The organism is Aeromonas sp. CD, assembly GCF_033349375.1.
Lineage (GTDB): Bacteria > Pseudomonadota > Gammaproteobacteria > Enterobacterales > Aeromonadaceae > Aeromonas > Aeromonas hydrophila.
Map to the genome: position 1 here is coordinate 1,931,057 of NZ_CP137631.1, position 21,424 is coordinate 1,952,480.

Below are 21,424 nucleotides of genomic sequence, written 5' to 3' on the forward strand. Positions count from 1 at the left end.
GTGACCTTAAGAAGAGGCGCCCGCCTTGGCAAGCTCAATCCGGCGTTTAATTGATCTGGATTAGATTCGACTCCCGCTGGTACTGGTGCAACAGCCGGACAAATTCGACCGGATCCCGGTCAAGGCTGTTGTCCGGCACCAGCAGATCGTAGCCGAGCAGCTCGCGCAGTCGGGTCATGCGGTTGGCCAGCATGGCGATCACCCCCTCATAGCGCTGACCGGAGGGAGAGCGAAAATGGCTCTCTTCCAGCAATCCCTCGCCCTGAAAGGCATAGGCACAACCCCCGCCGCTGCAGGCTGGTTGTTCGCTACGCAGGGCCTGCAGCAAGACGCTGCGTTGCTCGGTCAGCAGGCGTACTGCCAATCTGGGTGTGATCAATGTCAAAAAATCGTCGTAATCTTTTATTTTCAAACCGATATAGGGCAGGGGGACCAGATCCCAGCCCAGATGAATGCGCGGCTGGTCTATTCGCTGAATATTTCTCCATTTCAGGATCCAACCGCCGTATTTATGGTGATATTGCAGACAATCGTGACAGAGCGAGAGACTGAAGTGAGGCTCAATCAGCTTCAATGAGCCGATAAATATCATCATCAGCCCCGCCAGCAGGCCGGAGACGAGGGGGATTAGTGGTTGTTCACCGAATAAAAAAAGTATAAAAATCATAGCAATGGTTACTATGATGCCCAACAATACCAACGTGAGTCCGTTTTTTCTGACCATGGGTTTCACATGTAGCGTTTTCATATGAAGTCAGCCCTTTGCGCATGCTTGTTTCACATTATGGGCTGGATCCGATTTTGTACCAGCACCGGGTGCCCGGGAGGGCCCTCCGTCGCTGGGTTTCCCTGTGATCACACATCATGAATCACCATATTAGATGAATACGCTAGACGAACGGTTATTGAACGGGATGGATGTGCTGCATACCCCAATCTGGGTTTATGACATCCGGCATCACCACATCTACTGGGCCAATCGCGCCGCCTTGAGCGTGTGGGAAGCGAGCTCGCTGGGCGAGCTGCAATCGCGCGATTTCTCGGCCGACATGGCACAGGCCATCGATCTGCTACTGCAGCGCTACCTCGGGGATTTCCAGCAGGGGCGCAGCTACAGCGAGTGGTGGACGCTTTCCCCCAAGGGCGTGAAAAAGCAGATCTATCTGCGCCTCTCCGGCATCCAGCTGGCGGGTCGGCTGATGATGATGACCGAAGCGGTGATCGACGCCGATACCCTCTATCAGGAGTCCTCGCTCGCCACCGGCGATACCCTGGCCTGTCTGTTTGACAATCAGGGCCAGCTGGAGAGCGGCAACCACCATTTCGACATGTGTTTCGGCAACCAGATCCGCTACCTCTCCCAGCTCTTTTCCGGCAATGACGAGGCTTTCTACCAGAAGCTCTCCCGCCTCGATGAAGTGGTGGCCGAGGGGGAGTGCCGCACCCTCAAGGGAATGCGCTGGTTTCAGTACCAGTTTCGCCACATTCAGCAGGGGGCCCAGATCCTGCTCACCATGCGCGACATCACCGACCGCAAACTGGAAGAGCTCGAACACCGCCACCTGGCCTGGCACGACTCGCTGACCGGCCTACTCAATCGCTATGGCTTGATGAAATCGCTGGAGGCCTATTGCGGGCTGGGCGGGCGTTTTGCGCTGGTGTTCATGGACTTGGACAACTTCAAGCTGGTCAACGACAACTACGGCCACAAGGCCGGTGATCGGCTGCTGGAGCGGGTTGCCGGCCGGCTCAAGCAGATCTGTCCGCGCGATGTGGAGCTGGCCCGGCTCGGTGGCGACGAATTCACCGCCCTGGTGCCGCTCAGCCACTCGAGCGATCGGGCGCAGGAGGTGGCCGACCTCATGCTCTCCCAGATGACCAAGCCGCTGCAGCTGAGCGGCGTGCCCGAGGTGACCATCGGCGGCAGCATCGGCATCGCCATCTATCCGGACGATGCGGACGACGGCGACAACCTCATCACCCGCGCCGACATGGCCATGTACCAGGCCAAGCAGATGGGCCGGCTGCGCTGGCAGCGCTTCACCCCCAGCATGCAGCAGACTCTGCATCGCAAGCTGACCCTGAAGCAGTTCCTGGCCAAGGCCATCGGGCGGGGGGAGCTGAGCCTCTGCTACCAGCCTCAGGTGGATGTGGCACAGGGCAAGCTGCTCGGCTACGAGGCGCTGCTGCGCTGGCACAATCCCGTGCTGGGCCAGGTTTCGCCGGTGGAGTTCATCCCGCTGGCGGAAGAGATGGGGCTGATCCGCGAGATAGGCAGCTGGGTGTTGTCGACGGCGCTGGCCCAGATGGCCCACTGGCAACGGGAGTGGCGGGTGAACGTGCCGGTGTCGGTCAATCTCTCCGGCTTCCAGCTCTCTTCCGCCCTGCCTGAACTGGTGGCCCAGCAGCTCAAGGAGTTCGGGGTGGCGGCCAGCCTGCTGACGCTGGAGCTGACCGAGACGGTGTTGATGCTGGACATGAAGGGGTGCATCGAGATCCTCGATGCCCTGAGCGCGCAGGGGATCAAGATTGCCATCGACGATTTCGGTACCGGCTACTCGTCGCTGGCCTATCTCAACCGGCTGCCCATCGATACCATCAAGCTGGATCGCTCCTTCGTGGTGGGCCTCAACCTGCCGGTGATCCGCGCCACCGTCGCCATGGCCACCAGCCTGGGTCTCGGCATCATGGCCGAAGGGGTGGAGGATGAGCACGAGCTTGCCGCCCTGCGCACCCAGGGCTGCCACGTGTTTCAGGGGTTCCTGTTCAGCAAGCCGATGACGGTGGCACAGGTGGAAGAGAGCCGTTTCATGGTCAGCTGCAAGGCCGGCCGCTATCCGCTGGCAGGCTAACGGATGACTCTGTGGCGCTGCTAATGCGAGGGGCCTTGGGCCCCTCGCTGTTTTTGGGTAGAGTGTGGGCTTCGTCTCTGGAGGCATCATGAACCCGACTCTCGACCTTATTCTCGCCCATCGCTCCATTCGTCAATTTACCGCCGAGCCCATCACCGACATTCAGCTCGACCAGATCCTGAGTGCGGCCCAGGCCGCTTCCAGCTCCAGCTTCCTGCAGGCCAACAGCATCATCCGGGTGACCGACAAGGCACTGCGCAGCCGCCTGGCCGAACTGGCGGGGCATCAGGCCTACGTGGCCCAGGCCGCCGAGTTCCTGCTCTTTTGCGCCGACTACCATCGCCACTGCGAAGTGGTGCCGGATGCCCAGACCGGCTTTGTGGAGCAGCTGCTGATCGGCGCCATCGACGGCGCCCTGATGGCCCAGAACGCCCTGCTGGCAGCCCAATCCATGGGTCTTGGCGGCGTCTATATCGGCGGGATCCGCAACAATCCGGCTGCCGTGAGCGAGGCGGTGGGGCTGCCATATCAGGTGATCCCGCTGTTTGGTCTCTGCCTCGGCCACCCCGCCCAGGCGCCCGAACAGAAACCCCGTCTGCCCCGCGCTCTGGTGGTGCATGAAAACCACTATCAGACCGAACTGGATCGGGATCTGCTTGCCGGCTACGACCAGCAGATCGAGGCTTACTACCAGTCCCGCAGCAGCAACAACAAGCAGCAGAGCTGGAGCGGCCAGATCCGGGGCATCCTGGGCAAGGAGGCGCGCCCCTTCATGCAGGATTTCCTGCGTTCCAGGGGGTTCAACCTCAAGTAATGGGCCCGATGGGCGATACTAAGGGGTAATGGCGGTGTCGCCAGCGCCGCGTGATCCTGGCTTTCCCTTGTGTTCCTGCCCGTCTGGGCACAACAAATCGGGGGCAAGCTCCGCGCTGCGGACTACCTTAACTAGGTAAGCTGTTGTAGGATCACGCAATTGGATTGGGACAGGAGTTTGGACTTCCTATGATTTTAACCCTGGTATTGCTGTCTATTGGCGCACTCCTGTTTCTGGTCATCGCCTATAACGTGGTGCAGCAATATAAGCAGAAGGCAGAGGCCGACAAGCGTCACGCCATCGCCCGCCACAAGTCGGTGGTGGATGAAACCGAAGAGATGCTGCTCAACGTCAACCTGGTGCCCTTCTCCAAGAACATAGTGTTGTTGCTGCAGCACCGGATCCTCGATGCCTATCGCGCGATCGCTCTGGTGATGCCGAGCGGCCAGATCAAGCAGCGCATTGCCGACGTGCAGACCCAGATCAAGAACGTGCAGGAGAACTACAGCAGCCAGGATGAGGGGCACTTCAAGACCCCGGAGTCGGATCGTCAGGCCATCCAGATGCTGCAGTTGGTCAAGAAGATGCGGGCCGTGCTGCGGGTCGAACACAACAAGGGCAAGATAGATCCGCAGGGTTTTGCCCAGGAGGATCGCCGCCTCGAGCTGATGCAGCTCAAGATCAACATTGCCAACCTGGTGAAACGGGCCATGGATGCCCAGATCCAGGGGCAGTTCGGCACCTGCCGGCAGCTCTACACCAAGGGGCTTTCGGCCCTGGCCAGCGTCACCGAAAAGGATCCCTACCTGATGGCCCGTGAAGAGGACATGCGGCAGGGTCTGGCCGGACTCGATGCCCATCTGCAGGAGCACAGTGAGAAAGAGCTGCAAAGCATCAAGGACAAAGAGGCGGACGAGCTGGACGTCCTGTTCCAACCCAAGAAGAAATGGTGATTATGTCGCACTCACTCGATACCACACTGGGGCCGATGGCCCCATTTGTTTGCCAGCTGTTGACCGAGCTGGAGGCCCTCGCCATCCATCCTGCCGCCATCGAGGTCGACCACCTCTGCTACCGGGCCGCTACCTTGCCTGAGTACCAGGCCCTGAAGGCACTGCTGGCAAGCCATGGTGACCTGCTGGTGGAGGGGATGATCGGCGGACGGCCCATCGCCACCTACCGCCTGCACCAACCGGTGCCCCACGCCCACGGCATCGTGCCCTGCATCGAGCTGGCGGCGCCCAAACCGGGTCGCAACCACCAGGCTGGGCTGGAACATATCGAACTGGTGGTGCCTTCGCTGGACGCCTTGCTGGCGGCCCATCCCGAGGTGTCCTTCAAAACCGGCAACCTGCGCGATGAGCGCAATCCTGACGTGGCGGTGATGCTGGCCTCTGGGCAGATCAAATTTCATCTGCGCACCTTGGCCGAGGTGATCGAGGAAGAGCTGGTGAGCGGCGCCGTGGTGCCGGTGCCTGCCGGCTACTACGACCAGCCTTGATGAAACGGGGCCGCTTGACCGGCCCCGTTTCATAGCCGAGATAGCATCAGGGATGGCAGATGCGGGGGTGGGCGGGGCGTCCCTTCAAGTGGCCGAGCCAGAGGCTCAACCCCGCCGTGATGACCAGTACCAGCTCGATGCCGAGCACCAATCCCCCGAGTTCCCCTTGCTCCCAGAAAGGGTGCAGATAGAGCCCTCCCAGACTGGCTCCCAGATAGTAACCCACTAGATAGAGCGACGAGGCGAGCGCCCGGTTGTGCTCCACGTGCTGGCCGACCCAGGCGCTGGCGCAGGCGTGGGCAAGGAAAAAGCCGAAACTCGAGATGAGCAGGCCTGAGAGGATGGCGCCGAGCGAGCCGCCCAGCAGCAGGGCGCTGCCGAGCGCCATCAGGGCTATGCCGACCAGCAGCAGGCGCTGCGCGCCCCAGCGATGGGCACAGCGGCCGCTGAGGGAGGAGGCCACAGTCCCAGACAGATAGGTCAGAAACAGCATGCCGAGCCACTGGGTCGGCAAGGAGAAAGGAGGGCTGGCCAGCAGAAAGGTGAGGTAGCTGTATTGGTTCAGAAACACCATGAAGTTGAGGCCGCCGATGAGGTAGGCCCCCACCAGCAGCGGGTTGCCGAGGTGGCTGGCGATGGCTTGACGAAATTGGCCCGGCTTGGCGATGACGGGCACGAAACGGGTCTGGGCTGGCAGCAGCCAGATGACGAGAGGAAGCAGCGCCAGGCTGATGAGCCCGATGCCGAGAAAGGTGTGCTGCCAGTCGCCAAACCAGCCGGCCAGCAGACCGCCGACCACTCGCCCGGCGATGCCCCCCAGCGAGTTGGCGGCGATGTAGACCCCGACGGCAGAGAGCAGGGCCCGCTTACTGAACTCTTCCCCCATGTAGGCGATGGCGGTGGCGGGCAGCCCCGCCAGCAGGGCCCCCTGCAGGATCCGTAGCAGCAGCAGTTGTTCAAATTGACTGACCAGGCTGATGAGCAGGGAGAGCAGGATGGCGCCGGTCAGACTCCACAGCATGATCCGGCGCCGGCCGAAGCGATCCGCCAGTCGGGCGCAGACGAGCAGCGAGGCGGCGAGCCCAGCGGTGCAACCGGCCAGGGTCCAGCCGGCCGACAGCGAGCTGACGGAGAACACCTCGGCCAGCAGCGGCAGCAGCGGGTGGGTTTGATAGAGATTGAGAAACACCAGGAAGGAGCCCAGGCTGAGGGCCAGGGTGGCGCGGATCCATTCACGACTACCGACTTCGATCATATGCAATTGTCCTGACAGCTTTGTTGCAGGTTAGTGCGCGCCAGAACATAAATATAATATATTTAAGTTATCCATCTGATAAACCAAATTGATATGGACCTGAAACAGCTCACCTATCTGCTGGCAGTGCGGGATGCCGGCTCCTTTACCAAGGCGGCCAACGGGTTGCACGTGGCGCAGCCCGCCATCAGCATGGCCATCGCCAAGCTGGAGCAGCAGCTCGAGCTGCGCTTGTTCGACCGTCAGGATCGCAACGTGCGGCTCACCCCGGAAGGGGAGGTGCTCTGCCGCCATGCCGAGCGCCTGCTGCGGCAGATGCATCAGGCCGAGGCCGAGATGGCCGAGCTCAAGGGGCTGGAGCGCGGAGAGGTGCGCATCGGCATCCCCTATATGATGGGCTCCTATTACTTTCCGCCGATCCTGATGGCCTTCAAGCATCGTTACCCCGGCCTCAAAATCCGGGTGGAGGAGGCGGGCACCCGCGAGCTGTTGAGCCGCATGGTGGACGGCTCGCTCGATCTCGCCATCCTCATCACCAGCGATCTGCCGCCGGCGTTGGAAGGGGCCCAGCTGCTGCGTGAAGAGATGTTGATGGTGGTGGGGGAGGAGCATCCGCTGCGCCAGGCCCGGAGTGTGTCGCTGAGCGAGTTCTTCAGCCAGGAGCTGGCGATGTTTCGCCGCGGCTTCTATCACCGCGAACACATGGAAGCGCTGGCCCAGGGGCTGGGCTGTGAGCCCGACATCGCCTTTGAGAGCAACCTCATCCCGCTGCTCAAGGCGGTGGTGAAGCAGGGCTTTGCGGTGACCACCTTCTTGCGGATGGCGCTGGACGAAGAGCCTGCCCTGACCGGGATCCCGTTTGCCCCCCCGATCTTTCTCGATCTGTGCGTGGCGTGGCGGCGAGGGGATCCGCTCTCCATGGCCAACCGCGCCTTGCGGGATTTTTTGCTGGCACAGGCACAGCCATAAATGGCCAAGAAGGAAGGGCTATCAGGCAAAAGTTTGTTAGTATTAGTTCAAGTCGCCTTTAGAGCCTAACATCATGAAACTCCAACAATTGCGTTATATCGTTGAGGTTGCCAACCACAGACTGAACGTGTCGGCAACGGCAGAGAGCCTCTACACCTCTCAGCCAGGGATCAGCAAACAGGTGCGCATGCTGGAAGATGAGCTGGGGATCCAGATTTTCGAGCGCAGCGGCAAACATCTGACCCAGATCACCCCGGCTGGCCGGGACGTGATCAAGATTGCCAACGAGATCCTGGGCAAGGTGGAGAGCATCAAGTCGGTGGCGAGTCAGCACACTCACCCCGAGCAGGGCACGCTCCACATTGCGACCACCCACACCCAGGCCCGTTATGCGCTGCCTGACGTGATCAAGGGCTTCATCAAGCGCTTTCCCAAGGTCTCCTTGCACATGCACCAGGGCACGCCGACCCAGATCAGCGAAGCCGTGGTCAAGGGCCAGGCCGACTTTGCCATCGCCACCGAGGCGCTGCACCTGTATGAAGATCTCATCATGCTGCCCTGCTACCACTGGAACCGCAGCGTGATCGTGCCCAAGGGCCATCCGCTGACCCAGGTCGGCAAGCTCTCCATCGCCGACATCGCCCGCTTCCCGCTGGTGACCTATGTGTTCGGCTTTACCGGCCGCTCCGAACTCGATACCGCCTTCAACCGGGCCGGTTTTGAGCCCAACATCGTCTTTACCGCCACCGATGCGGACGTGATCAAGACCTATGTCCGGCTGGGGGTGGGGATCGGCGTGATGGCGACCATGGCGCTGGATCCCCAGGTCGATACTGATCTGGTGGCGCTCGATGCCAGCCACCTGTTTGCCCACAGCACCACCAAGATCGGCTTTCGCAAGGGCTCTTTCCTGCGTACCTACATGTATGACTTCATGACCCGTTTTGCCCCGCATCTGACCCGGGACGTGGTGGAGCGTGCCATAGCACTGCGCTCCAGCGACGACGTGGATGCCATGTTTGCCGATATCGAGCTGCCTATCCGCTAGCGTCGCGGCGATACGAGAGCAACAAAAAACGCCTCCCGATGGGAGGCGTTTTTCATGGCGACGAGCGGCAAGGCGGGATCACTTCTTGAACATGTGATCCAGCTTGTTGGCCTTGGTCGAGAGGTAGAACTCGTTGTGGGGATTGCGCCCTTCCTGCAAGGGCACCCGCTCCGCCACCGGAATGCCGAAGGATTCCATCGCCTTCATCTTGCGCGGGTTGTTGGTCATCAACTTGAGGGATTTCACCTCCAGTTGCTTGAGCATGTCGGCGCAGATGGTGTAGTCGCGCATGTCGGCGGCAAAGCCGAGCGCCACGTTGGCCTCGACGGTGTCGGCGCCTTGATCCTGCAGATGATAGGCCCGGATCTTGTTGAGCAGGCCGATGCCGCGCCCTTCCTGACGCACGTACAGCAAGACGCCACGGCCGGCCTTGGCGATGTTTTCCAATGCAGCCTGCAGCTGGAAGCCACAGTCGCAACGCAGACTGAACAGGGCATCGCCGGTCAGGCACTCGGAGTGAATGCGGCCCAGCACCGGCTCATCACCCGTGATATCGCCCATCACCAGTGCGGCGTGATCCTTGCCGGTGCCGGTTTCCTGAAAGCCTACCAGCGTGAAAGTGCCCCAGGGGGTCGGCAACTTGGATTTGGCCACGAGGGTAACGCTGCTCATAGGTTGCTCCTTACTACAGCTGCTTAAAAAAGGGCGGCCAGTTTAGCGCGCCTTGTGCGGAACAACCATAAGAACAAAACCTTGCACAACTTAATGGTTTGCCTGGCGGTACACAAAGAGGACAGTTGCGACTGGTTTTGCGCAAATGTGTGCCACGACGACTGCCAGGCTCGGCACATTTGGGTATAATCGGCGCCCATTACCCCATCCCTCCCGGGATGTGTGCAACAAGTGTGCAGGAGAGACGTTATGCCGCAGATGGCCCCCGTGATGACAATTGATGGCCCGAGTGGTGCAGGCAAGGGCACCCTGTGTCAGTTGCTGGCTGAAAAACTGGGTTGGCACCTGCTCGATTCTGGCGCCATCTATCGGGTGCTGGCCCTGGCCGCCCTGCATCACGATGTAGAGCTCGATGCCGAAGCTGCGCTGGTTCCCCTGGCCGCCAATCTGGATGTGCAGTTCCAGGTCGATGCCGAGCAGGTTAAAGCCGTGCTGGAAGGGGAGGATGTCTCCCGTACCATCCGTACCGAGGAAGTGGGCAATGCCGCCAGTAAAATCGCCGCCTTCCCGCGGGTACGCGAAGCCCTGCTGCGTCGTCAGCGGGCATTCCGCCAAGCCCCCGGCCTCATCGCCGACGGTCGTGACATGGGAACCGTGGTTTTCCCGGAAGCCGAGGTGAAGATTTTTCTCGATGCCAGCGCCGAAGAACGGGCTGCTCGCCGCTATAAGCAGTTGCAAGATAAGGGCTTTGATGTTAACTTTGAGCGTCTTTTAACCGAGATTCGGGAACGTGACGATCGCGACAGAAATCGCGCCGTTGCCCCCCTTAAACCGGCAGAAGATGCTCTCGTGGTGGATTCAACCGCCATGTCCATAGAGGAAGTGCTGGTAACGGTGCTTGCCTATGCAGAGCAACAACTTGGTGATGTCAGTACAAACTGATGTCAGTCGTCTGCACCATGGATGGCGCAGATAATTTAAAACAACCCCGCTTGTGCCGGATTGCAAGTGGATGTTTCATTTGTGACATAAACAATGATCGAATCTTTTGCTCAACTCTTTGAAGAGTCCCTGAACGCCGTTGAAACCCGTCAAGGTTCCATCGTCAAGGGTACTGTCGTTGCTATCGAAAATGGTTTCGTACTGGTTGACGCCGGTCTGAAATCCGAGTCCGCTATCCCGGCTGAAGAATTCAAGAACGCCATGGGCGAGCTGGAAATCAACGTAGGCGACTCCGTTGACGTGGCTCTGGACTCTATCGAAGATGGTTTCGGCGAAACCAAGCTGTCCCGCGAAAAAGCCAAGCGCCACGAAGCCTGGCTGCAGCTTGAAAAAGCTTACGAAGAGCAAGCTACCGTTATCGGTATCATCAACGGCAAGGTCAAGGGTGGTTTCACCGTTGAACTGAACGGCATTCGTGCCTTCCTGCCGGGTTCTCTGGTTGACGTGCGTCCGATCCGTGACACCGCTCACCTGGAAAACAAAGAACTCGAGTTCAAAGTCATCAAGCTGGACCAGAAGCGCAACAACGTTGTTGTTTCCCGTCGTGCCGTGATCGAGACCGAGAACACCTCCGAGCGCGAAAGCCTGCTGGCTAACCTGCAAGAAGGTCAAGAAGTTAAGGGTATCGTCAAGAACCTGACCGACTACGGTGCATTCGTAGATCTGGGCGGTGTTGACGGCCTGCTGCACATCACCGACATGGCGTGGAAGCGCGTTAAGCATCCTTCCGAAATCGTCAACGTTGGCGACGAGATCGCAGTCAAGGTTCTGAAGTTCGACCGCGAGCGTACCCGTGTATCCCTGGGTCTGAAGCAGCTGGGCGAAGATCCCTGGGTTGCTATCGCCAAGCGTTACCCGGAGACCACCCGTCTGTCTGGCCGCGTGACCAACCTGACCGACTACGGCTGCTTCGTTGAAATCGAAGAAGGCGTGGAAGGCCTGGTACACGTATCCGAGATGGATTGGACCAACAAGAACATCCACCCGTCCAAGGTTGTTAACGTTGGCGACGTGGTTGATGTGATGGTTCTGGACATCGACGAAGAACGTCGTCGTATCTCCCTGGGTCTGAAGCAGTGCAAATCCAACCCGTGGCAGCTGTTTGCCGAAACTCACGCCAAGGGCGACCGTGTTTCCGGCAAGATCAAGTCCATCACTGACTTCGGTATCTTCATCGGTCTGGATGGCGGCATCGACGGCCTGGTTCACCTGTCTGACATCTCCTGGAACAACCAGGGCGAAGAAGCCGTACGTGAATTCAAGAAGGGCGACGAGATCGAAGCCGTTGTTCTGCAAGTGGACCCGGAGCGCGAGCGCATCTCCCTGGGCGTCAAGCAGATCGAAGAAGACCCGTTCAATAAGTACCTGTCTGACAACAAGAAAGGTGCTATTGTGAAGGGTAAGGTTACCGAGGTTGATGCCAAAGGTGCCGTGATCGAACTGGCTGACGGCGTAGAAGGCTACCTGCGTGCCTCCGACGCTGCTCGTGACCGCGTAGAAGACGCCACTCTGGTGCTGTCTGTTGGTGACGAAGTTGAAGCCAAGTTCATGGGCGTTGATCGCAAGAACCGCACTGTAAGCCTGTCTGTCCGCGCTAAGGACGAGGCTGATGAGCGTGTTGCTATCGACAGCCTGAACCAACAAGAAGAAGTTGTGTTCAGCAATGCCATGGCTGAAGCGTTCAAAGCCGCCAAGGGTGAATAATCCTTGATGCAAGAAAAGGGCGGCGTGTCACGCCGCCCTTTTTTATCATTGGCGTAATGAATATTGCATGTGATCGGGGAAGGAGATTTAACGTTATGACCAAATCAGATCTCATCGAACAATTGGCTGCCAGCCGCATGCATATGCCGGCCAAGGATGTCGAAGCTGCCATCAAGGAGATCCTTGAGCAGATGGCATCGACTTTGCAAAACGGCGACCGGATTGAAATCCGCGGATTTGGAAGTTTTTCACTGCACTATCGTGCCCCCCGCGTGGGCCGCAACCCCAAAACCGGGGACAAGGTTGAATTGACCGGGAAATATGTTCCCCATTTCAAACCTGGCAAAGAGTTACGCGAGCGAGTGAACATCGCTGAATAATGCAGAAAATGGCATACTTGGGTATGCCTTTTTTGTTTTTATGGTTTGCCTTGTGGCAATTGTCCGGTTTCTCCAAGTCTTTTCCCATTCGCTCTAGAGTCTGCCGGTGATTTTAAGGATAATCAGCCTTTCATTAGATACTGACAGGGAGCTCCTATGAAGCGTATCTTGGCCCTCATTCCACTGGCGCTGGTGTTTATTCTGACCCTGGCCGTCGGTTCACAAAATGGTCAGCCGGTGCAGTTCAACTATTTGATTGCCCAAGGCGAGTTTTCACTCTCCATGTTGCTGGGATTCTTTTTTGGTGGTGGCTTCCTGCTGGGTTGGCTGGTATTCGGTCTCTTGTTCCTGCGTCTGAAGATGCAGAATCGCACCCTCAATCGCACCATGCGCCGTCAATCCCGCGAGTTGGAGCTGGCTCGGTCGGCTGCCAAGGAATAATGTCCCTCGATGCTTGAACTGCTTTTCCTGCTGTTGCCCATTGCTGCCGGCTACGGCTGGTACATGGGGCGCAGGAGTGTTCGCCAGGACACCCAGAAACAGAGTAACCAGTTTTCCCGCCAGTACGTGGCGGGCCTCAATTATTTGTTGTCCGATGAATCAGACAAGGCGGTGGATCTCTTTATCCAGCTGCTGGAAGTGGACAGCGAAACCATCGAAACTCACCTATCCCTTGGCAACCTGTTTCGTCAGCGTGGCGAGGTTGATCGTGCCATCAAGATCCACCAGAACCTGGTGACCCGCCAGCTGACCCGGGAACAGCGCCAGCTGGCGTTGCAGGAGCTGGCGCGCGACTTTCTTGCTGCCGGTCTGCTGGACAGGGCCGAGGCGCTCTGGAACGAGCTGTGCGATGACAGCGACTATGAAGAGACGGCGCTGGCCCAGCTGTTGATCATTCATCAGCAACTGCGGGATTGGGACAAGGCCATCGAGGTGGCTATTCGCCTGCAGAAATTCCAGGGCAAGAAGCTGGCCGAGCCCATTTCCCATTTTTACTGCGAGCAGGCAGAGAGCGCCTTGCGTGAAGGGGACAAACCCGCCGGGCTTGCCAAGCTCAAGCGGGCGCTCAGCGTCAACCCCGCCTGTGCCCGTGCCAGCCTGCGTCTGGCGGAACTGGCCATGGCGGCAGGGGAGTACGAGCAGGCCAGCAAGGATCTCTTGCGGGTGTTCGAGCAGGATATCGACTTTGCCTCCGAAGCCATTCCCTCCCTCAATGAGTGCTATCAGCGGCTGGGCCGTGCCCACGATCTCATTCCTCTGCTGGAGCAGGCGGTGGAGGATCATGCCGGTGTCAGCGTGACCCTGGCACTGGCCAAGCTGGTAGAAGAGCGCGATGGTCTGAGTCAGGCCCGTGCGCTGGTGCTGCGCCAATTGCGCCGTCATCCCTCCATGAAGGGCTTCTATCAGCTGGTGGGCTTCCAGCTGGCAAGTGCTGAGGAGGGCCCTGCCAAGGAGAGCCTTGAGCTCTTGCAGCAGCTGGTTGGCGAGCAGATCAAGATCAAATCCACCCACAAGTGCCGGCAGTGCGGTTTTGCCACCCACTCCCTGTTCTGGCAGTGTCCCTCCTGCCGCCAGTGGGGGTCCATCAAGCCGATCCGCGGCCTGGACGGGGAGTAAGAGCCACCACAAGATCATGAGCCAGGCCCCTGCGGCCTGGTGTTTTCAGGTCGAGCCGGGGCCAAGCTCCGGGCGGCGAATAACCATCGATAGGAAGTGAGATGCTAGATCCCAAAGTACTGGTTGCGCTGGATTATCAGCACGAGGCCGATGCCTTCGCCTTCATTGAACGTATCTCCCCGGCCCAGTGCCGTCTCAAGGTAGGCAAGGAGATGTTTACCCTGTTTGGCCCCCAGTTCGTGCGTCAGCTGGTTGCCAAGGGATTTGATGTCTTTCTGGATCTGAAGTTTCACGACATTCCCAACACCGTCGCCAAGGCGGTAGCCGCCAGTGCCGAGCTCGGCGTCTGGATGGTGAACGTTCATGCCAGCGGTGGCGAGCGGATGATGCGGGCCGCCAAGGAGGCGTTGCTGCCTTATGGCGACAAGGCGCCGTTGCTTATCGGGGTGACCGTGCTGACCAGCATGGAGCAGGCCGACATGGCGCCGCTGGGGCTCACTGTCGGCCCGGCCGAGCAGGTGATCCGGCTGGCCAAATTGACCAAGGAGGCGGGGCTCGATGGGGTGGTCTGTTCCGCCGAAGAGGCGCGTGAATTGAAGGCGCTGCTCGGTGCCGACTTCAAGCTGGTGACGCCGGGGATCCGTCCCGCTGGCTCGGCAGCCGGGGATCAACGCCGAGTCATGACACCGCTGGCGGCAGTGGAGGCGGGGGCAGACTATCTGGTGATTGGCCGCCCCATCACCCAGGCGACCGATCCTGCCGCCATGCTGGCAGGCATCAATGCAGAGCTGGCAAATCGATAATGGACAGGATGCCGGCCCGATGGGGCCGGCATTGCATCAAAGGCGGCTCACTCCTTAGGAGCGGGCTCGCGCAGGGTGATCGGGAGCAGGCCGAGCAGCAGGCCGGCGCCCGAGCCAATCAGATGTGATTCAATGTGTACCCTGGCGCCGATGAGAGCGGACACCGGGCTCTCTCCTGCACTGTAGAAGTCCACCCCGAGCTTGATCGCCACCCCTGCCAGCATCAGCCAGCCGGAGTAGCGGCGATAGCGGATATCCTGCAGCGCCCCCCAGACGAACAGGCCGTGCAGCGCGCCCGACAATCCCATGTACCACTGGGTCTGCGGACACCACCACCAGATACCGAGCCCGACGGCGGAGCCGAGCAACAGCAACAGCAGCGGCAGCCGACAACCGGTCAGGTATTCGCGAAACAGGCTGTAAAGTACCCACAACCCGCTCAGATTGAGCAGCAGGTGCCACAGATTGGTGTGGGCCAGATTGCCTGTTATGATGCGCCACCCTTCACCCTGGGCTATCAGGGTGCGATCGAAGGAGAGCTGGTGATTCGGCACGATGAAAAAGAGCAGCAAACTGGCGAGTGAAAGCGTGATGACCCAGAGCAATCCTGATTTTTCTGACAACATGAAACAGTCCGACGACAACAAGAGCCGCTACTGTACACGTTGCACCAGAGCCCTCAAAGCCTGTCTGTGTGATTATATTCGGCAGGTGCCGCATCTCGCCCCTCTTCATATTTTGCAGCATCCGAGCGAAGTCGGGCATCCCAAGGGAACCGCCATCCTGCTGGCCGCCTCGCTGGCGCAGGCCCGTCTGCATGTGGGTGAACAGGTGGCCGACGTCCCCGAGCTGGCGGCCTTGCTGGCCGATCCCGCGCTGCAGTGTTATCTGCTGTGGCCGGATGAAGAGGCCATCTCGCTTGCCAGGGTGCGGGAGAGGGAGGCGGCCGAGCCGGCTCGCCGGGTCTGTTTTTTGCTGCTTGATGGCACCTGGCGCAAGGCCTACCGGATGCTGCACAGCAACCCCGAGTTGCAGCAGCTGCCGCGGATAAAGCTGGACGCCGTCGCGGGGCAATATTCCATTCGCAAGAAGCCGTTTGCAGAGGCGCTGTCGACCCTGGAAGCGGGCTACCATCTGTTGTCGCAGTGGGAGAGGGCGCCCGATCGCTTCGCCCCGCTGATGACCCTTTTTACCCATTTGAACCGGCAGTGGCACGATTTTGCCCAGGGCCGGCGCAGGTGAACTGCCCAGAGGAGAGTTATTCGTGAAAAAAGCCGTCGTGGTATTCAGTGGTGGTCAAGACAGCACCACCTGCCTGGTCCAGGCCTTGTCCCGTTATGACGAGGTGCACGCCATTACCTTCGATTACGGCCAGCGTCATCGGGAAGAGATCGAGACGGCGCGCCGTCTGGCCAGTGGGCTCGGCATCGCCGCCCACAAGGTGATGGACGTGACCATGCTGGGCGAGCTGGCCATCTCGGCCCTGACCCGGGACGAGATCCCGGTGAGCTTCGAGCTGCAGGACAACGGCCTGCCCAATACCTTCGTACCGGGCCGCAACATCCTGTTCCTCACCTTGGCTGCCATCTACGCCTATCAGGTGGGCGCCGAGGCGGTGATCACCGGGGTGTGCGAGACCGATTTCTCCGGTTACCCCGATTGCCGTGACGAGTTCGTCAAGGCGCTCAATCAGGCAGTCTCCTTGGGGCTGGATCGCGCCATTCGCTTCGAGACCCCGCTGATGTGGCTCGACAAGGCCGAGACCTGGGCACTGGCGGATCACTACGGCCACCTCGACACCGTGCGCCAGCAGACGCTCACCTGCTACAACGGCATTGCCGGCGATGGCTGCGGTGCCTGTCCGGCTTGCGATCTGCGCAGCCGCGGCTTGCAGCAGTACCTGGCCGACAAGGCGGGCGTGACGGCACGCTTGCACCAAAAAACCGGGCTGGGCGAGAAAAGCGGATGCTGAACCTGCGTCTCGGCCATGCTTGGGGTATAATCCGCGACTTTTGCAACCAGCCGTGACCAAGATGCACTACCCAATCAACGAGATATTCCAGACCATCCAGGGGGAGGGGGTCTTCACCGGCCTGCCCGCCATCTTCGTTCGCCTGCAGGGCTGCCCGGTGGGGTGCCCCTGGTGCGATACCCGCCATACCTGGGTGGTCGATCCTGCTCGTGAAGTGGGGGTACAGGCGGTGCTTGACTGCTCCAACGAATCCGATGGCTGGAGCAAGATGAGCACGGAGCAGATCCTGGCCAGCTTCCAGCAGCTCGGTTATCAGGCGCGCCACGTGGTGATCACGGGTGGGGAACCCTGCCTCTATGATCTGCAGGATCTCTCTGCCGCTCTGATTGAGGCGGGTTATCAGGTGCAGATCGAAACCAGCGGTACCAGCGAGATCCAGACCCATGAGCAGACCTGGGTCACCGTATCCCCCAAGATCAATATGAAGGGAGGGTTGCCGGTGCTGGTATCTGCCCTCGAGCGGGCCAACGAGATTAAGCATCCGGTGGCCACCGATCGCCATGTGGAGGAGCTCGATGCGTTGCTGGCCACCGCCAGCTTGCGTGAAAACGTGGTGATCGCGCTGCAACCCATCAGCCAGAAACCCAGGGCCACTCAATTGGCGATGGCAACCTGCATTGCTCGCAATTGGCGGCTCTCCATCCAGACCCATAAATATCTGGATATCGATTGAGATGGAGTGGTTGTCCGACGAGCGGGTATTGTTGTCCCTGGCCAACAAGATGCCTTACGGCAAATATCGGGGACGTCGCATCATCGATATTCCGGAGCCTTATCTGGTGTGGCTGGCCCGCACCGGTTTTCCCGCCGGTTCACTCGGTCAAACGCTGGCGCTGGCCTATGAAATCAAGCTCAACGGGCTGGAATCCATGATTGTTCCCATTATTAACAGGATGTCGGTATGAGGATATATACGAGGCAGGGTGACAAGGGCATGACTCGCCTGGCCGATGGGCTGCAACTGGCCAAAGACGATATGCGGGTAGAAACCTATGGTTATATTGATGAATTAAATTCTCATATAGGTCTTCTTATTGCCGAGGTGCCTGCGGCCGAAACCGGATTATTGGCTGACTTGTTATTATTGCAACAGGAATTGTTCGATCTGGGCGGGGAGCTGGCATTTTCCAGCGCAGCTCAGGAAGCGGCCATCTGGCAGGTGAATAATGAGTGGACCGTGCGGCTGGAGCAACAAATTGATGCCTACAGCGCCAATTTACCTGTGCTGCGCAATTTTATTTTGCCCAGTGGTTCCCGTGCGACGGCACAAGCCCATGTGGTGCGAACCCTCACCCGGCGCTGCGAGCGTCTGCTGCTGACCCTGAGCCGCAGCGAGCAGCTCAATCCGGCCATTCTGCCCTACATGAACCGGCTGAGTGACTGGTTCTTCACCATTGCCCGTTACCTGCTGGCCTGTACGGCGACCCCCGAAGTGCTCTGGGTCAAGGCGGCGGAGCGGGGCTGATAGCCAGGCTACAGACAATAAAAAACCTCGCGATGCGAGGTTTTTTATTGCGCCTGTGTGGCTTTATCAGATGGCAAATTCTTCGACGGATTTACCTTCGGCAACGGCCTTGGCAATCACGGAAGGCATGCGGCCCTGGCCGGTCCAGGTTTTTTCCACGCCGTTGTCCATATAACGGTATTTGGCCGGGCGGGGAGCACGTTTGCCCTTGCTGGCCTTGGCGGGTTCAACGGCCACGGTGCCAACCAATTCGGCCGGATCGATGCCGGCAGCTTTCAGCATTTCGGCATATTCGTTAATTTTACGCAGATGTTCTTCGCGAGCCTGACGCTCGGCGGCTTCATCCTGCTGGCGCTCGCTGACAATAGCGGAGAGCTTTTCCAGACCTTCTTCCAATTGTTCCAGCGTCAGCTCACGGCAAGCGGCACGCAGGCTACGGACATTCAGCAGGACTTTCAAAAATTCGTTCATAGTGTTCACCACGCGAGCAAAAGAGTGAATTAAATAGATATAGTAATTTTGGCTAATTTATACGGCCATTTATGATCAAGTCAAGTCAGCTGAATTAATAAATTCATAATGGAAATTAAGTGATCTATTTTGGATTCAGCCCCGATTCAGCAATATTGGCAATGCACATACTCGACTGAGTTCTTGATAGATGAAAATAGCGACAAAATCATAATGTTTGCACCATTTGACTACCACTATGCCATTTTAAGCCACGCCATTTGGTGATTTAATCAAAAAACTTGCTATAACGTGCCGGCACGATAAAATGTGCCTCGAATACCTTTAAGTAGAGGCGCGCTGCCTATGACTACTTGTGCGGAGGGTGATGCCTGTGATGCACGAGGAAAGGAGTCAGCGCCGAAGTGGCCAGGCCATCATACCGGGCTGCTGGTTCTGCATCTAATAGGTGCAGGACTGCCATAGTCATCCACTATGGAGCGCTACCTGAAGGGGCTGAGGAGTATTACCTCCCCATGGGTTTTGTTTCTTTATCCTCTCGGTAGATCTCCACCTGCTGTCTTTAGGTGCAAAGAGATCATGGACATCATTCACTACGCCGACTCCGGTTGGTCAATCATTCCGCCCCTGCTGGCCGTCGCCCTGGCAATCCTGACCCGCCGCGTCCTGCTGTCGCTGGGGGTGGGTATCGTCACTGGCAGTCTGCTGCTGAACCAGTTTTCTCCCCTCGATTCCCTGCATTACATGTTGAACACTGTGCTCAAGATCTTCTGGGTCGACGGTGCACTCAACCGTGACAACATCAACATGCTGCTGTTCATGCTGCTGCTGGGCGGCCTCATCAGCCTGATGAGCGTTTCAGGTGCGACCCGGGCCTTCGCCGAGTGGGCCGCCAAGCGCGCCAAGACCCGCAAGGGGGCCAAGACGCTGACCGGCATGATGGTCTTTGCCTTCTTCATCGATGACTTCTTCCACAGCCTGTCGGTGGGGGCCATCTGCCGTCCGGTGACCGACCGCTTCCAGATCTCCCGCGCCAAGCTGGCTTACTTGCTGGACTCCACCGCCGCACCGGTCTGCGTGCTGATGCCCATCTCCTCCTGGGGTGCTTATATCATCGCCCTGGTAGGCGGCATCATGGCGGCTCACGGTATCACCGGGCAGAGCCCCATCTCCGCCTTCGTCGAGATGATCCCGATGAACCTCTATGCGGTGTTCACTCTGATCATGGTGCTGGTGGTGATCGCGTTCCAGCTCGACATCGGTCCGATGCGTCAGCACGAGCAGTGGGCGCTGGAAGGCAAGCTGTGGGATGAGTCCAAGGGGCGCCCCATCGGCCTGGACATGGAGAGCCCGGAGGAGAGCAACGGCGGCATGATCGACATGGTACTGCCGATCCTGACCCTGACTGCGGCCACCGTCTATTTCATGATCGACTCCGGCGCCGCCGTGCTGGCCGCCAATGGCGAGCCGTTCAGCGTGCTCGGCTCGTTCGAGAATACCAACGTCGGCTCGTCCCTGGTGTATGGCGCCCTGTGCAGCCTGGTGGTCTCCATCGGTCTGGCCATGCGTCTCAAGCTCGGCGCCAAGAACTGGATCAAGGCTGCGCCGCAAGGGGTCATGGCCATGTTGCCGGCCATCAACATCCTGCTGTTTGCCTGGACCATCGGCGCCGTGGTGCGTGACGTCGAGACCGGCAAGTACCTGGCATCGCTTGCCAACGGCAACCTGCCCATCGAAGTGCTGCCTGCCGTGGTCTTTATCCTCTCCTGTGCCATGGCGTTTGCCACCGGTACCAGCTGGGGCACCTTCGGCATCATGCTGCCATTGGCCGGTGACATGGCGGCGGCCAGTGACATCACGCTGATGTTGCCGATGCTGGCCGCCGTCCTGGCCGGTTCCGTGTTCGGTGATCACAGCTCGCCCATCTCCAGCACCAGTATCCTGTCGGCCACCGGTGCCGGCTGCCACCACATCGACCACGTGATGACCCAGCTGCCCTATGCCCTGGCCATCGCCTTCGGTGCCGCCCTCGGTTATCTGGTGATGGGGCTGATGCACTCGGTGCTGGCAGGCTTCAGCGTCAGTGCGCTCTGGTTCGTCATCTTCTCCAGCTACCATTTGCGCAAGGCAAGGTCCCAAGCGGACCTGGCCATCGCATAAAAAGAACAAGGGGCCGCCAGGCCCCTTGGTTTTGTTGGGGGCTTTGGTTAGCATGCGCCCCATAAATTCAGTTTCGGAACAGTACCATGGCTTCACTGCACTACAAGTTTGCCACCATGAATTCAGGCAAATCGACCCAGCTCATTCAGGCGCACTTCAATTATCTGGAGCGGGGCATGCATCCCTTGGCCATGACACCCGCCATCGACGACCGCTTCGGGGTCGGGGTGATCAGTGCCCGGGTGGGGCTGGAGCTGAGAGTCGAGGTGTTCAGCGATAGCTGCGATCTGTTCGAGATGGTAAAAGCCCGTCATGCCGAGCGGCATATCGACGTGTTCATCGTCGATGAAGCCCAGTTCCTGACCAAGGAGCAGGTCTATCAGCTGGCCCGCATCGTCGATGAGCAGGACATTCCGGTGATCGCCTACGGCCTCAAGACCGATTTTCGCGGTGAGCTGTTTCCCGGCTCCTACCACCTGCTCTGCCTGGCCGACAAGTTCGAGGAGCTGAAAAGCATCTGCTGGTGCGGCAACAAGGCGCACATGAACTCCCGGGTCAATGAAGCCGGCCAGGTGATGCGCGATGGCGAACAGGTGGAGATCGGCGGTAATGATCGTTATGTCTCTCTGTGCCGCAAACACTATCTGGAAGGACGGGCCTTCAAATAACCTCCTCTTCA

At 59.2% G+C, this 21,424-nt stretch carries 24 protein-coding genes and 1 riboswitch; of the genes, 19 read left to right on the forward strand and 5 right to left on the reverse strand.

Annotated features, from left to right (window positions below; translation table 11 throughout):
- Positions 1 to 46 precede the first annotated feature (46 nt).
- A complete protein-coding gene (locus R2E40_RS09040) occupies positions 47 to 748 on the reverse strand; it encodes a DUF2982 domain-containing protein (protein WP_045526401.1) in 702 nt (233 codons plus the stop codon).
- Positions 749 to 914: 166 nt separating this feature from the next.
- Here R2E40_RS09040 and R2E40_RS09045 point away from each other — a divergent pair, with 166 nt between their 5' ends.
- The 4 genes from R2E40_RS09045 to R2E40_RS09060 all read left to right on the forward strand — a co-directional run bounded on the left by R2E40_RS09045 (position 915) and on the right by R2E40_RS09060 (position 5,167).
- Positions 915 to 2,852 (forward strand): putative bifunctional diguanylate cyclase/phosphodiesterase, encoded by a 1,938-nt coding sequence (locus R2E40_RS09045; RefSeq protein ID WP_017410190.1) that lies wholly within the window; start codon positions 915 to 917, stop codon positions 2,850 to 2,852.
- 88 nt (positions 2,853 to 2,940) lie between these two features.
- Positions 2,941 to 3,666, forward strand: a complete 726-nt coding sequence (nfsA, locus tag R2E40_RS09050) for an oxygen-insensitive NADPH nitroreductase (RefSeq protein ID WP_318165266.1) — start codon at positions 2,941 to 2,943, stop codon at positions 3,664 to 3,666.
- Positions 3,667 to 3,854: 188 nt separating this feature from the next.
- Positions 3,855 to 4,619, forward strand: a complete 765-nt coding sequence (locus tag R2E40_RS09055) for a DNA repair protein (protein WP_042064367.1) — start codon at positions 3,855 to 3,857, stop codon at positions 4,617 to 4,619.
- Positions 4,613 to 5,167 (forward strand): VOC family protein, encoded by a 555-nt coding sequence (locus R2E40_RS09060; RefSeq protein ID WP_318165267.1) that lies wholly within the window; start codon positions 4,613 to 4,615, stop codon positions 5,165 to 5,167. Before R2E40_RS09055 ends, R2E40_RS09060 begins: the two co-directional genes overlap by 7 nt.
- Before the next feature lie 46 nt (positions 5,168 to 5,213).
- On the opposite strand, the gene R2E40_RS09065 is transcribed toward R2E40_RS09060, so the two are convergent.
- The gene (locus R2E40_RS09065) at positions 5,214 to 6,422 is read right to left on the reverse strand and encodes an MFS transporter (protein ID WP_318165268.1); all 1,209 of its coding nucleotides are present in this window, start codon (positions 6,420 to 6,422) and stop codon (positions 5,214 to 5,216) included.
- 93 nt (positions 6,423 to 6,515) lie between these two features.
- On the opposite strand from R2E40_RS09065, the gene R2E40_RS09070 reads away from it, so the two are divergent.
- A complete protein-coding gene (locus tag R2E40_RS09070; RefSeq protein WP_010634255.1) occupies positions 6,516 to 7,391 on the forward strand; it encodes a LysR family transcriptional regulator in 876 nt (291 codons plus the stop codon).
- Between the two features lie 73 nt (positions 7,392 to 7,464).
- Entirely contained in the window at positions 7,465 to 8,439 is a 975-nt protein-coding gene (gene cysB / locus R2E40_RS09075; RefSeq protein ID WP_010634254.1) for an HTH-type transcriptional regulator CysB, read from the forward strand.
- Positions 8,440 to 8,517: 78 nt separating this feature from the next.
- Here cysB and ribA read toward each other — a convergent pair whose 3' ends face one another.
- Positions 8,518 to 9,111, reverse strand: coding sequence for a GTP cyclohydrolase II (gene ribA, locus R2E40_RS09080; RefSeq protein ID WP_010634253.1), 594 nt, complete (start codon positions 9,109 to 9,111; stop codon positions 8,518 to 8,520).
- A gap of 249 nt (positions 9,112 to 9,360) precedes the next feature.
- Here ribA and cmk point away from each other — a divergent pair, with 249 nt between their 5' ends.
- The 6 genes from cmk (at position 9,361) to pyrF (ending at position 14,617) form a co-directional block, all read left to right on the forward strand.
- A complete protein-coding gene (gene cmk / locus R2E40_RS09085) occupies positions 9,361 to 10,053 on the forward strand; it encodes a (d)CMP kinase (protein WP_318165269.1) in 693 nt (230 codons plus the stop codon).
- A 93-nt stretch (positions 10,054 to 10,146) separates the two neighbouring features.
- The gene (rpsA, locus tag R2E40_RS09090; RefSeq protein ID WP_011705690.1) at positions 10,147 to 11,817 is read left to right on the forward strand and encodes a 30S ribosomal protein S1; all 1,671 of its coding nucleotides are present in this window, start codon (positions 10,147 to 10,149) and stop codon (positions 11,815 to 11,817) included.
- Between the two features lie 95 nt (positions 11,818 to 11,912).
- On the forward strand, positions 11,913 to 12,197 hold the full coding sequence (ihfB, locus tag R2E40_RS09095) for an integration host factor subunit beta (RefSeq protein WP_011705691.1): 285 nt from the start codon (positions 11,913 to 11,915) through the stop codon (positions 12,195 to 12,197).
- A gap of 156 nt (positions 12,198 to 12,353) precedes the next feature.
- Entirely contained in the window at positions 12,354 to 12,638 is a 285-nt protein-coding gene (locus R2E40_RS09100) for a LapA family protein (RefSeq protein ID WP_318165270.1), read from the forward strand.
- Positions 12,639 to 12,647: 9 nt separating this feature from the next.
- Complete coding sequence (gene lapB / locus R2E40_RS09105) at positions 12,648 to 13,814, forward strand: lipopolysaccharide assembly protein LapB (RefSeq protein WP_318165271.1); 1,167 nt, start codon at positions 12,648 to 12,650, stop codon at positions 13,812 to 13,814.
- A 101-nt stretch (positions 13,815 to 13,915) separates the two neighbouring features.
- The gene (gene pyrF / locus R2E40_RS09110) at positions 13,916 to 14,617 is read left to right on the forward strand and encodes an orotidine-5'-phosphate decarboxylase (protein WP_318165272.1); all 702 of its coding nucleotides are present in this window, start codon (positions 13,916 to 13,918) and stop codon (positions 14,615 to 14,617) included.
- A gap of 47 nt (positions 14,618 to 14,664) precedes the next feature.
- Here pyrF and rrtA read toward each other — a convergent pair whose 3' ends face one another.
- Positions 14,665 to 15,243, reverse strand: a complete 579-nt coding sequence (rrtA, locus tag R2E40_RS09115) for a rhombosortase (RefSeq protein WP_235587760.1) — start codon at positions 15,241 to 15,243, stop codon at positions 14,665 to 14,667.
- Here rrtA and R2E40_RS09120 point away from each other — a divergent pair.
- The 5 genes from R2E40_RS09120 (at position 15,173) to R2E40_RS09140 (ending at position 18,114) form a co-directional block, all read left to right on the forward strand.
- Positions 15,173 to 15,859 (forward strand): tRNA-uridine aminocarboxypropyltransferase, encoded by a 687-nt coding sequence (locus tag R2E40_RS09120; protein WP_318165273.1) that lies wholly within the window; start codon positions 15,173 to 15,175, stop codon positions 15,857 to 15,859. The genes rrtA and R2E40_RS09120 overlap by 71 nt on opposite strands.
- Positions 15,860 to 15,881: 22 nt before the next feature.
- Positions 15,882 to 16,589: a 7-cyano-7-deazaguanine synthase QueC gene (queC, locus tag R2E40_RS09125; RefSeq protein WP_077096919.1), complete on the forward strand. Its 708-nt coding sequence runs from the start codon at positions 15,882 to 15,884 to the stop codon at positions 16,587 to 16,589.
- Positions 16,590 to 16,650: 61 nt separating this feature from the next.
- Entirely contained in the window at positions 16,651 to 17,322 is a 672-nt protein-coding gene (gene queE / locus R2E40_RS09130) for a 7-carboxy-7-deazaguanine synthase QueE (protein WP_318165274.1), read from the forward strand.
- A gap of 1 nt (position 17,323) precedes the next feature.
- Complete coding sequence (locus tag R2E40_RS09135) at positions 17,324 to 17,554, forward strand: DUF3820 family protein (protein ID WP_005299948.1); 231 nt, start codon at positions 17,324 to 17,326, stop codon at positions 17,552 to 17,554.
- Positions 17,551 to 18,114 carry a cob(I)yrinic acid a,c-diamide adenosyltransferase gene (locus tag R2E40_RS09140; protein WP_318165275.1) on the forward strand — a complete coding sequence of 188 codons (564 nt, stop codon included), beginning with the start codon at positions 17,551 to 17,553 and terminating at the stop codon, positions 18,112 to 18,114. Before R2E40_RS09135 ends, R2E40_RS09140 begins: the two co-directional genes overlap by 4 nt.
- 66 nt (positions 18,115 to 18,180) lie before the next feature.
- Here R2E40_RS09140 and R2E40_RS09145 read toward each other — a convergent pair whose 3' ends face one another.
- Positions 18,181 to 18,585 carry an H-NS family nucleoid-associated regulatory protein gene (locus R2E40_RS09145; protein ID WP_011705701.1) on the reverse strand — a complete coding sequence of 135 codons (405 nt, stop codon included), beginning with the start codon at positions 18,583 to 18,585 and terminating at the stop codon, positions 18,181 to 18,183.
- A 321-nt stretch (positions 18,586 to 18,906) separates the two neighbouring features.
- A riboswitch (Lysine riboswitch) is annotated at positions 18,907 to 19,078 on the forward strand.
- Between the two features lie 86 nt (positions 19,079 to 19,164).
- On the opposite strand from R2E40_RS09145, the gene R2E40_RS09150 reads away from it, so the two are divergent.
- Positions 19,165 to 20,745 carry a Na+/H+ antiporter NhaC family protein gene (locus R2E40_RS09150; RefSeq protein WP_011705702.1) on the forward strand — a complete coding sequence of 527 codons (1,581 nt, stop codon included), beginning with the start codon at positions 19,165 to 19,167 and terminating at the stop codon, positions 20,743 to 20,745.
- 86 nt (positions 20,746 to 20,831) lie between these two features.
- Positions 20,832 to 21,413, forward strand: a complete 582-nt coding sequence (locus R2E40_RS09155) for a thymidine kinase (RefSeq protein ID WP_011705703.1) — start codon at positions 20,832 to 20,834, stop codon at positions 21,411 to 21,413.
- Positions 21,414 to 21,424: the final 11 nt, after the last annotated feature.

Bases quoted from the DNA above. Each gene is read 5' to 3' on its own strand.
- R2E40_RS09040 (WP_045526401.1), bottom strand. From the start codon at position 748: ATGAAAACGCTACATGTGAAACCCATGGTCAGAAAAAACGGACTCACG.
- R2E40_RS09045 (WP_017410190.1), top strand. From the start codon at position 915: ATGGATGTGCTGCATACCCCAATCTGGGTTTATGACATCCGGCATCAC.
- nfsA (WP_318165266.1), top strand. From the start codon at position 2,941: ATGAACCCGACTCTCGACCTTATTCTCGCCCATCGCTCCATTCGTCAA.
- R2E40_RS09055 (WP_042064367.1), top strand. From the start codon at position 3,855: ATGATTTTAACCCTGGTATTGCTGTCTATTGGCGCACTCCTGTTTCTG.
- R2E40_RS09060 (WP_318165267.1), top strand. From the start codon at position 4,613: ATGGTGATTATGTCGCACTCACTCGATACCACACTGGGGCCGATGGCC.
- R2E40_RS09065 (WP_318165268.1), bottom strand. From the start codon at position 6,422: ATGATCGAAGTCGGTAGTCGTGAATGGATCCGCGCCACCCTGGCCCTC.
- R2E40_RS09070 (WP_010634255.1), top strand. From the start codon at position 6,516: ATGGACCTGAAACAGCTCACCTATCTGCTGGCAGTGCGGGATGCCGGC.
- cysB (WP_010634254.1), top strand. From the start codon at position 7,465: ATGAAACTCCAACAATTGCGTTATATCGTTGAGGTTGCCAACCACAGA.
- ribA (WP_010634253.1), bottom strand. From the start codon at position 9,111: ATGAGCAGCGTTACCCTCGTGGCCAAATCCAAGTTGCCGACCCCCTGG.
- cmk (WP_318165269.1), top strand. From the start codon at position 9,361: ATGCCGCAGATGGCCCCCGTGATGACAATTGATGGCCCGAGTGGTGCA.
- rpsA (WP_011705690.1), top strand. From the start codon at position 10,147: ATGATCGAATCTTTTGCTCAACTCTTTGAAGAGTCCCTGAACGCCGTT.
- ihfB (WP_011705691.1), top strand. From the start codon at position 11,913: ATGACCAAATCAGATCTCATCGAACAATTGGCTGCCAGCCGCATGCAT.
- R2E40_RS09100 (WP_318165270.1), top strand. From the start codon at position 12,354: ATGAAGCGTATCTTGGCCCTCATTCCACTGGCGCTGGTGTTTATTCTG.
- lapB (WP_318165271.1), top strand. From the start codon at position 12,648: ATGCTTGAACTGCTTTTCCTGCTGTTGCCCATTGCTGCCGGCTACGGC.
- pyrF (WP_318165272.1), top strand. From the start codon at position 13,916: ATGCTAGATCCCAAAGTACTGGTTGCGCTGGATTATCAGCACGAGGCC.
- R2E40_RS09120 (WP_318165273.1), top strand. From the start codon at position 15,173: ATGAAAAAGAGCAGCAAACTGGCGAGTGAAAGCGTGATGACCCAGAGC.
- rrtA (WP_235587760.1), bottom strand. From the start codon at position 15,243: ATGTTGTCAGAAAAATCAGGATTGCTCTGGGTCATCACGCTTTCACTC.
- queE (WP_318165274.1), top strand. From the start codon at position 16,651: ATGCACTACCCAATCAACGAGATATTCCAGACCATCCAGGGGGAGGGG.
- R2E40_RS09135 (WP_005299948.1), top strand. From the start codon at position 17,324: ATGGAGTGGTTGTCCGACGAGCGGGTATTGTTGTCCCTGGCCAACAAG.
- R2E40_RS09140 (WP_318165275.1), top strand. From the start codon at position 17,551: ATGAGGATATATACGAGGCAGGGTGACAAGGGCATGACTCGCCTGGCC.
- R2E40_RS09145 (WP_011705701.1), bottom strand. From the start codon at position 18,585: ATGAACGAATTTTTGAAAGTCCTGCTGAATGTCCGTAGCCTGCGTGCC.
- R2E40_RS09150 (WP_011705702.1), top strand. From the start codon at position 19,165: ATGGACATCATTCACTACGCCGACTCCGGTTGGTCAATCATTCCGCCC.
- R2E40_RS09155 (WP_011705703.1), top strand. From the start codon at position 20,832: ATGGCTTCACTGCACTACAAGTTTGCCACCATGAATTCAGGCAAATCG.